The sequence below is a fragment of the Pseudomonas sp. NPDC008258 genome (assembly GCF_042956345.1).
In the GTDB taxonomy this organism is placed as follows: domain Bacteria; phylum Pseudomonadota; class Gammaproteobacteria; order Pseudomonadales; family Pseudomonadaceae; genus Aquipseudomonas.
The window spans coordinates 336930-346936 of the sequence record NZ_JBIBGE010000001.1; the positions used below are offsets into that span (position 1 = coordinate 336930).

Genomic DNA, 10007 nt, shown 5'->3' on the forward strand with positions numbered 1-10007 from the left:
AATGGCGCGCTTCCATTTTTCCCGCCCGGGAGCCCCCGCGATGCTGCGTATCAGCCAAGAAGCCCTGACCTTCGACGATATCCTCCTTGTACCTGGCTACTCCGAGGTACTGCCCAATGAAGTCAGTCTCAAGACCCGTTTGACTCGTGGCATCGAGCTGAACATTCCGCTGGTTTCCGCCGCCATGGATACCGTGACCGAAGCGCGTCTGGCCATTGCCATGGCCCAGGAAGGCGGTATCGGCATCATCCACAAGAACATGACCATCGAACAGCAGGCCGGCGAAGTACGCAAGGTCAAGAAGTTCGAGGCTGGCGTGGTCAAGGACCCGATCACCATCGACGCCGACGCCACCGTGCGCGACCTGTTCGACCTGACCCGCCTGAACAACATCTCCGGCGTACCGGTACTGGCGAACGGCGACCTGGTCGGCATCGTCACCTCCCGTGACGTGCGCTTCGAAACCCGTCTGGACGCCAAGGTCCGCGACGTGATGACGCCGAAAGAGCGGCTGGTCACCGTCCGCGAAGGCGCCGACAAGAACGAAGTCCGCGAGCTGCTGCACAAGCACCGCCTGGAAAAAGTCCTGATCGTTGACGACAAGTTCAACCTCAAGGGCATGATGACCGTCAAGGACATCGAAAAAGCCAAGGCCTACCCGCTGGCCAGCAAGGACGACCAGGGTCGCCTGCGCGTTGGCGCTGCCGTCGGTACCGGCAAGGACACCGGCGAGCGCGTTGCCGCGCTGGTTGCCGCTGGCGTTGACGTGGTGGTTGTCGACACCGCACACGGTCACTCCAAAGGCGTTATCGACCGCGTTCGCTGGGTGAAGGAAACCTACCCGCAAGTGCAGGTGATCGGCGGCAACATCGCCACTGGCGCGGCTGCCAAGGCCCTGGCCGAAGCAGGTGCGGACGCCGTCAAGGTCGGTATCGGCCCAGGCTCGATCTGCACCACCCGTATCGTTGCCGGTGTCGGCGTGCCGCAAATCAGCGCCATCGCCAACGTTGCCGCAGCACTGGAAGGCACTGGCGTGCCACTGATCGCCGACGGCGGCATCCGCTTCTCCGGTGACCTGTCCAAGGCCATCGTTGCTGGTGCTTCCTGCGTGATGATGGGTTCGATGTTCGCCGGTACCGAAGAGGCCCCGGGTGAAGTCGAGCTGTTCCAGGGCCGTTCCTACAAGGCCTACCGCGGCATGGGCTCGCTGGGTGCCATGGCTCAGGCGCAAGGCTCGTCCGACCGTTACTTCCAGGACTCCTCGGCCGGTGCCGAGAAGCTGGTACCGGAAGGTATCGAAGGCCGTGTTCCCTACAAGGGCGCCCTGGCCGCGATCATCCACCAGCTGATGGGCGGCCTGCGTTCGTCCATGGGCTACACCGGCAGCGCAACCATCGAAGAGATGCGCACCAAGCCGGAATTTGTACGCATCACCGGTGCCGGCATGGCCGAGTCCCACGTGCATGACGTGCAAATCACCAAAGAAGCCCCTAACTACCGCGTAGGTTGAGGCTTCCAGCAATATAAGGACGCGGGGCTGTCACGACAGCCCCGCGTCGTTTCCGATTTCCACTGACGAGATTGAGTCATGGCCCTCGACATTCACGCTCACCGCATCCTGATCCTCGATTTCGGTTCCCAGTACACCCAGCTGATCGCCCGCCGCGTGCGCGAAATCGGCGTGTACTGCGAGCTGCACCCGTTCGACATGGACGATGAAGCGATCCGCGAATTCAACCCGCGCGGCATCATCCTCGCTGGCGGCCCCGAGTCGGTCCACGAAGCCAACAGCCCGCGCGCCCCGCAGGCCGTGTTCGACCTGAACGTTCCGGTACTGGGCATTTGCTACGGCATGCAGACCATGGCCGAGCAGATGGGCGGCAAGGTCGAAGGTTCCGACCTGCGTGAGTTCGGTTACGCCCGTGTAGACGTGGTCGGCAAGAGCCGCCTGCTCGACGGCATCGAAGACCACGTAGACGACGACGGCGTACTGGGCCTGGACGTGTGGATGAGCCACGGCGACAAGGTCACCCAGATGCCGGGCAACTTCCACGTACTGGCCAGCACCCCAAGCTGCCCGATCGCCGGCATGTTCGACGATACTCGCGGCTACTACGGCGTGCAGTTCCACCCGGAAGTGACCCACACCAAGCAGGGCGGTCGCATCCTGTCCCGCTTCGTGCAGGATATCTGCGGCTGTGAAGCCCTGTGGACCCCGTCCAACATCGTCGAAGACGCCATCGCCCAGGTGCGTGAGCAAGTCGGTTCGGCCAACGTCCTGCTGGGCCTGTCCGGCGGCGTCGACAGCTCCGTTGTTGCCGCGCTGCTGCACCGCGCCATCGGCGACCAGCTGACCTGCGTATTCGTCGACAACGGCCTGCTGCGCCTGCACGAAGGCGACCAGGTGATGGCCATGTTCAAAGAGAACATGGGCGTCAAGGTCATCCGCGCCGACGCTGAAAAGCAGTTCCTCGACAACCTGGAAGGCGAAGCGGACCCTGAGAAGAAGCGCAAGATCATCGGCCGTACCTTCATCGACATCTTCGATGCCGAAGCCAGCAAGCTGGACAACATCCAGTTCCTTGCCCAGGGCACCATCTACCCGGACGTGATCGAGTCGGCTGGCGCCAAGAGCGGCAAGGCCCACGTGATCAAGTCGCACCACAACGTTGGTGGCCTGCCGGAAGAGATGAACCTCAAGCTGGTCGAACCGCTGCGTGAGCTGTTCAAGGACGAAGTGCGCAAGATCGGCCTGGAACTGGGCCTGCCGTACGACATGGTCTACCGCCACCCGTTCCCGGGCCCGGGCCTGGGCGTGCGCATCCTGGGTGAAGTGAAGAAGGAATACGCCGACATCCTGCGTCGTGCCGACCACATCTTCATCGAAGAACTGCGCAAGGCCGACTGGTACCACAAGACCAGCCAGGCGTTCGTGGTGTTCCAGCCGGTCAAGTCGGTTGGTGTTGTTGGCGACGGCCGTCGCTACGCCTGGGTCGTGGCCCTGCGTGCCGTCGAGACCGTGGACTTCATGACCGCGCGTTGGGCACACCTGCCGTACGAGCTGCTGGAAACCGTCAGCGGCCGTATCATCAACGAAATCGACGGTATCTCGCGCGTTACCTACGACGTGTCGAGCAAGCCGCCAGCCACTATCGAGTGGGAATGAGTTGAACTACAGGGGCGCCGAAAGGCGCCCTTGTTGTTTTGGCGCTTATCGACGCATATAGCTCAAGCCCCGGTGCTCCAGTGTTGAGCGTATCTCCTGCAAGTTGCGCAATCGACGCCCGCTGATCCAGGGCCAGTCCGGTCTGTCCAGGTAGAGCGTGGTGCCTTCCTGAATGATGGGCGTGTATTTCAGTTGCCCATCGTTGCTGCGGTGAATCAGCTTGAGCTGGCCATCTATCGTGTCGAAGGTGAACGCCCCTTTGTTGCACAGCAGGGTTTCCAGTGGGGCGTCACTCGCCTTGCTGCTGCTGATGGGCACTTGCAGGCGCAGGTCACCCTTGAGGTTCCGCACGCTCATGTCGTCCTTGTCGATAACCGTGCGCCCTGGGTCGGCTTCGACGCCGCCGACGCTTTCAACCGCGATATCTTCGACGCGCAAGCCGATTGCCCCTTGCAGCTCACTGACCCCTACAACACCCTCGAACGTGTTGGAGTGGGTATTGCCCATTAATGCGACCCATTTGCCCGGCCCCCGCGTTGCTTGATCGGCCTGGATGATCTCGTGGGCATAGAAGTTCATCATCTGCTGCCTGATTACAGGTGAAGGCGGCCTGTCCCAGGCTTGGCGATAACTGGCCATGCAATCGATCGACTGGATACGAATGCCTTCTTTTTGAGCAGCACGCAATACATTCAGGAACGAGTAGCGGCCGGTAACATCGATACCAAAGCCATTGTCCAGCGCCTTCACATAGTCTTTCAAGGCAGCAGGCATATCGCCGCTGGCATGGAACAGGTCGAGGTCGGCTTGTTGGAAGTCGGTCATGAAATGCTCCAGGTACAGGACCTTGACCTTGGCTTTTTTCAGGTGCGGCAAATTGTCGATCAGGAAGGCTTTGCTGCCCAGTTGAGAATGGCCTTCGCCGATCACCAGGCCATCGCTGTTTTCATAAACGCTGCGAATCAGCTGCTTCGGGCTGGCCTCACGGGGCAGCTGCGGGAGGGTGGGCCTTGCCGGTGGTTCCACAGACGTCATGTACTGTTGCGCGTCGTCCGCCAGCAAATCGCGCAGCTTCCTGAATTCGGCCAGGGCGTTGTCCGTAGTCGGGTCCATGGTGATCATGATGCCGCTCAGCAAGCGCTCCTGGCCGGGAGCCACTGCGATGGGGTTCAGCGTGGTGCGCAGTGCGTCGGGTATTTCGTAGGGCGTCGGTGCAAGCGCCGCGGGTGCTGTGGATGCATTTTTGCCCCACAACGCAAGCAGCTTGCGGGGCAGGGCGCCACCCGCCAGGCCGGCGCGTTTCATTGGCTGCCACTGACCCGCGGCGTCCATGCGGATGGGCACATTGCGATAGAAGGAGTACGGATTTTCGGGGTCAATCACGACCCAGCTTTTCATTTCTCCGATGTAGCGTACCTGGTAGGGCAGGTCGTCAATCAATGCGTAGAAATTGCCGTCTTGTACATGGATACCTGCAAGGTCGCCGCTGCCAGAGGGGCTGTGCAGGACGGCGTTGGACTCGAAGGTTGCCAGCAGGTCGGCATCCTGCGTGGGCCTGAAAGGCGTCGGTATCCAGTTTTCCATTTGTGCGGGCGAGGCCAGGGCTTGCTCGTCCTCGGCGGCGAGCGGCTCCTCGGGTGAAATGCCAATCAGGTCTTCATCGACGCCAGGGCCTGTTGCGCCAGCGAGCAATGTGGCGTTGAACAGCACATCGATTGCCGCGAAAACGGCACCGATAACCCCGGCCTGGCGTTCGCTGGTGGTATGGCCATTGATGGCCTGGTCGATATTCAACCCCATGTCTGCCAGCCCTGCGCCGACTGCCGCCAGGGCCACGGGCCAATCCAGTGCGGCAAGTGGGCCAAAGACCTTGCCGAAGGCTTTGAGGTCGCCGATCCATAGTTGCTTGCGCAAGTCGGCGTTGGAGCGCAGGGCAAAGTGGGCGTCGTCGGTCATGCGTTTGCGCGCGGCGTCACGCAGGTGGCTGAAGGCATCAGCCGAAAGGGTCTTGTCCAGTTGGTTCAGGCATTTATGGTCGTCGCCTCCCCAATGGTAGAAAAGCAGGTCGATCATGTGATTCAACCCTGCCTTGTCGTTGTTTTCAGCCCGGGACGACAACGGGAAGTGGCTCATGAAGCGCGCCCGGTTGTCGGGCTGGTTGGTGTGAATCAGCACCCACCAGTAAAGCGCCTTGCGGTCGGCGAACAGGTGGAGGGCATCGACTTCCCCCGGGGTATAAAGCAATTGCCGACCATCTGGCAGGACTATTCGCAAGAAGTCGCTGGCCACATGGCCACCAATGTCGAACGTGCATACGCGAAACCCCGCCGTGGCAGGGTGTTCTTCGCGCAGTTGCTCGAGCGAGGGCTGGCCCAGGTCATGACCCGTGATTGCCCGGGCCACCTGGCGGGCGCATTGGGCCAGCTCGCTGGCAGCATCCGCGGCGCATGTTTCCAGCACCTTGGCGAGGAAATTGACTTTGATCAGCGTGCGAAAGTTATCTGCCTGCCCATGCCAGAACGCGTTCAAATGCTGGTGGTATGTGTAGCTGAAGTCGATGGCCCAGAAATCCTCCAGCACATCCTTGGGTGCGAGCGGCACTTCGTTGTGTTCGTCATACGCCTCAGCCCCTGGGCCTTGAGTGTAAAAGCCGGCGAGGTAGCTGAGCAGGTCACTGTTGTTCTGGTCATGCGTGTCGAAGCGGTGCATCACCAGTTGGGGCAATGTGAAGGACTGGTACGGCGCATCAAGATGCTGCCAGCCGCTGAACGTTCTTGGGCTGCTTTGTGCTGTCATGAAACGATTGAGGTGGACGTGGTCCGGGTCCAGCTGCCCATGACCATGTTTGTTCAGAATGCCGATTGCCGTTTCGCGCGCCATCTGCCGCATGTCCGGGCAGGTGCTGACCAGTGGGCGGGCCAGGTCACGCAGTTGTTGTTCTGCTTCAGATACCTGTATTTGCTGTGCCATGAGGGCTACCTTGCTGTTATCGAGCGGCCGAGCCTGAACGAGCAACCTGTGCTATTGGCGGTAGTTATGTATCCGCAGGGCTTGCACGCCGTGACAACACTTCACTTAATCTTTCCCATTTGCGGGTGTATCGTATTCGCCCTTCATCGCCAGCCATTGCTGGCAGCTTGATTGCGCAGAACACGAGGTACCCGCACCGATGTCCTTCACCCGTCGACAAATGCTCAAAGGCCTTACCGGCCTGGTTGTGGTTGGCCTGGGCGCCGGTGGCGCGGCGCGTTACTGGCTGGGCAAGGTCGAAGATGACAATGCCGGGCATGATTACGAGCTGATCGCGGCGCCACTGGACGTTGAGCTGGTGCCGGGCTACAAGACCGAGGCCTGGGCCTTTGGCCCCTCGGCGCCGGGCACCGAGTTGCGCGTGCGCCAGGGCACCTGGCTGCGGGTTCGCTTCATCAACCACCTGCCGGTGGAAACCACCATCCACTGGCACGGCATCCGCTTGCCGCTGGAAATGGACGGCGTACCGTATGTGTCGCAGCTGCCGGTCAAGCCAGGCGAGTACTTCGACTACAAGTTCCGCGTGCCGGACGCCGGCAGCTACTGGTACCACCCGCATGTCAGCAGCTCCGAGGAGTTGGGGCGCGGCCTGGTCGGGCCGCTGATCGTCGAAGAGCGTGAGCCGACCGGCTTCCAGCATGAGCGCACCCTTAGCCTGAAGAACTGGCACGTGGACGAGCAGGGTGCCTGGCTGCCTTTCAGCATCCCGCGCGAGGCCGCGCGCAATGGTACTGCCGGGCGGCTGATTACCATCAATGGCCAGGCCGACTCGGTTACCGAGCTGCCGGCCGGCCAGGTGGTGCGTGTGCGTTTGCTTAACCTGGACAACACCTGGACCTACCGCATCAACCTCAAGGGCAACTGCGAGGCGAAAATCTATGCCCTCGACGGCAACCCGGTCACCCCACGCCCGTTGGAGGACGACTACTGGCTCGGCCCTGGCATGCGCATCTGCCTGGCCATCCGAATTCCCCAGGCGGGTGAGGAGATCTCCCTGCGCGACGGTTTCGTACGCCTGGGCACCCTGCGTTCGGTGGCCAGCAATGGCGCGCCGAGTGACTGGCCGCCAGCGCTGCCGGCCAACCCGATCGCCGAGCCGGATCTGGAGAATGCCGAGAAGCTGAACTTCAATTTCGAGTGGGCCGCCAAAGTCTCTGTCACCACTGACCCGGACAAACCGTCGAGCATGTGGCAAATCAACGGTCAGGCCTGGGACATCACCGACAAGACCTGCGCCGACCGCCCCATCGCCACGCTGAAAAAGGGCAAAAGCTACATCTTCGAGCTGAAGAACATGACCCAGTACCAGCACCCGATCCACCTGCACGGCATGAGTTTCAAGGTGATCGCCTCCAACCGCCACGACATCAAGGAGCCGTGGTTCACCGACACCTACCTGCTGGGCAAGAACGAGCGCGCCCAGGTGGCGCTGGTGGCGGATAACCCGGGTACCTGGATGTTCCATTGCCACGTCATCGACCACATGGAAACCGGCCTGATGGCCGCGATTGCGGTGGTCTGATGCGCCCGCAGATCATTGATCGCAGCCGCGATCAGGAATTCATGCGCCTGGCCCTGGCGTTGGCCGCCGAAGGCGCGACCATGGGCGAGGTGCCGGTGGGGGCGGTGTTGGTGCAGCATGGGCAGGTGATTGGCCAGGGCTTCAACCGGCCGATCATCGACAGCGACCCGAGTGCGCATGCCGAGATGGTGGCCATTCGCGCAGCAGCGAAATCAGCCAGCAATTACCGGCTGCCGGGCAGCACCCTGTACGTGACCCTGGAGCCGTGCAGCATGTGCGCGGGGCTGATCGTGCATTCGCGGGTGATGCGCGTGGTGTATGGCGCCCTGGAGCCCAAGGCCGGGATCGTGCAGAGCCAGGGTCAGTTCTTTGGCCAGGGCTTCCTCAACCACCGGGTGATGGTGGAGGGCGGGGTGCTTGCTGAAGAGTGCGGGCAGATCCTGAGTGACTTCTTCAAGGCTCGCCGGGCCAAGGGTTAACCTGTAGCGGCCTCTTCGCGGGCACGCCCGCTCCCACAGGAATACCACCGCTCGTGGAACCTGTGCTGTACCTGTGGGAGCGGGCGCGCCCGCGAAGAGGCCAGCACAGGCTTACATAGGCGGCGACTGGTCTGCCGGCTTGTCCTTGTTCACCCCAGGTACATGCAGGTTGCCCTCGGCCACCTGGCCTTCGAGCTGCGGCTGGGTCACCCAGGTGAGGATGTCGTAGTAGCGGCGGATGTTGGCCACGAAGTGCACCGGCTCACCGCCACGGGCATAGCCGTACTTGGTCTGCCGGTACCACTGCTTCTGCGACAGGCGCGGCAGCATCTTCTTCACGTCCAGCCACTTGTTCGGGTTGAGCTTCTCGCGCTTGGCCAGGGTACGGGCATCTTCCAGGTGGCCGCTGCCTACGTTGTAGGCCGCCAAGGCAAACCAGGTGCGATCCGGCTCCTGGATACTGTCGTCCAGTTCAGCCTTGATCTTCATGAAGTACTTGGCACCACCCTGGATGCTCTGCCTGGGGTCCAGGCGGTTGGACACGCCCATGGCCTGGGCGGTGCGCTGGGTCAGCATCATCAGGCCACGCACGCCGGTCTTGGAGGTGACCTCTGGCTGCCACATCGACTCCTGATAGCCGATGGCGGCCAGCAGGCGCCAGTCCACCTGCTCGACCTTGGCGTAGCTCTTGAAGTGCTTCTCGTACTTGGGCAGGCGTTGTTGCAGGTGTTGGGCGAAGGTGTAGGCCCCAACATAGCCTAATACGTCGACATGGCCGTAATAACGGTCTTTCAGGCGCTGCAGGGTGCCGTTCTTCTGCGCCTTGTCGAGAAATTCGTTGATCTCGTTGAGCAGGCTGTTGTCTTCGCCCGCTGCTACTGCCCAGCGCTGGTCGCGGGTGTCGCCCACGTCAAAGGCAACGCGAACGTTGGGGAAGTACACCTGGTTCATTGCCAGCTCGTTGGAGTCGACCAGGGTCAGGTCGATCTGGCCTTCGTCGACCATGCGCAGCAGGTCGACCACCTCCACGGCATCCGACTCTTCATATTCCAGGCCAGGGTTCTGCTTTTTCAGCTCGGCCAGAAGGTCAGCATGGCTGCTGCCTTTGAGCACCATGATTTTCTTGCCGACCAGGCCCTTGGCGTTGGTCGGGCGTGGGCGGCCGTTGCGGTAGATGACCTGTGGGGTCACTTCCAGGTAAGGGTGCGAGAATTTTGCCTGGGCCGCGCGCCGCTCGCTGCTGACCAGGCCAGCGGCTGCAAGCACGGGGCCGGAAGGTTTGCCAAGGTCGTCGAACAATTCGTCGAGATTGTCGGCGGTCTCGATCTCCAGCTTCACGCCGAGATCGTCGGCGAAATGCTTGACCAGCTCGTACTCGAAGCCGGTTTCGCCGTTCCGGTCCTGGAAGTAGGTGGCCGGGCTATTGCGGGTGATGACGCGCAGCACGCCGTCCTCCTTCACGCGCTCCAGGGTGCTGGGTTTTTCAACGCAGGCACCGAGCAGCAGAAAGAGTCCGGTTGCGAAAAGCCATTTGGCGCAACGCTGGCGCAAAGCAGTGTGGGCGAACATAGGTTGCAGTATACGCAAAGGACCGGCCCAACCATATCTCGACAACTGTTAGCTTGTCTGGTAGCGGGTTGTGTGCTTTACCGGCCCTATCGCCGGCAAGCCAGCTCCCACAAGTACACCACCGCCCTCAAGGCCTGCGTTGTACCTGTGGGAGATTCTATGGTTTTAGGGAAGTTTTTTAAGCGGCTTTTGATCGATACTCGTCTCCGCTTTTCAGTAGGGCAAATACTACTCGCGCCAA

General features: G+C 61.5%; 6 protein-coding genes. 4 read left to right on the top strand and 2 right to left on the bottom strand.

Going from position 1 to position 10007, the window contains the following annotated elements; translation table 11 throughout:
- Nucleotides 1–40 precede the first annotated feature (40 nt).
- Nucleotides 41–1510 (top strand): IMP dehydrogenase, encoded by a 1470-nt coding sequence (guaB, locus tag ACFY9W_RS01500; protein WP_016713074.1) that lies wholly within the window; start codon nt 41–43, stop codon nt 1508–1510.
- Between the two features lie 78 nt (nt 1511–1588).
- Nucleotides 1589–3166: a glutamine-hydrolyzing GMP synthase gene (gene guaA, locus ACFY9W_RS01505; RefSeq protein ID WP_391124784.1), complete on the top strand. Its 1578-nt coding sequence runs from the start codon at nt 1589–1591 to the stop codon at nt 3164–3166.
- Nucleotides 3167–3211: 45 nt separating this feature from the next.
- On the opposite strand, the gene ACFY9W_RS01510 is transcribed toward guaA, so the two are convergent.
- Nucleotides 3212–6136: a dermonecrotic toxin domain-containing protein gene (locus ACFY9W_RS01510; protein WP_391124787.1), complete on the bottom strand. Its 2925-nt coding sequence runs from the start codon at nt 6134–6136 to the stop codon at nt 3212–3214.
- 199 nt (nt 6137–6335) lie between these two features.
- On the opposite strand from ACFY9W_RS01510, the gene ACFY9W_RS01515 reads away from it, so the two are divergent.
- Nucleotides 6336–7718, top strand: coding sequence for a multicopper oxidase domain-containing protein (locus ACFY9W_RS01515; RefSeq protein WP_391124790.1), 1383 nt, complete (start codon nt 6336–6338; stop codon nt 7716–7718).
- Nucleotides 7718–8197, top strand: coding sequence for a tRNA adenosine(34) deaminase TadA (gene tadA, locus ACFY9W_RS01520; protein WP_391124792.1), 480 nt, complete (start codon nt 7718–7720; stop codon nt 8195–8197). The genes ACFY9W_RS01515 and tadA overlap by 1 nt, the downstream gene beginning before the upstream one ends.
- Before the next feature lie 111 nt (nt 8198–8308).
- Here the strand turns inward: tadA and mltF are convergent, their stop codons facing one another.
- Nucleotides 8309–9766 (bottom strand): membrane-bound lytic murein transglycosylase MltF, encoded by a 1458-nt coding sequence (gene mltF / locus ACFY9W_RS01525; RefSeq protein WP_391124795.1) that lies wholly within the window; start codon nt 9764–9766, stop codon nt 8309–8311.
- Between the last annotated feature and the right edge of the window lie 241 nt (nt 9767–10007).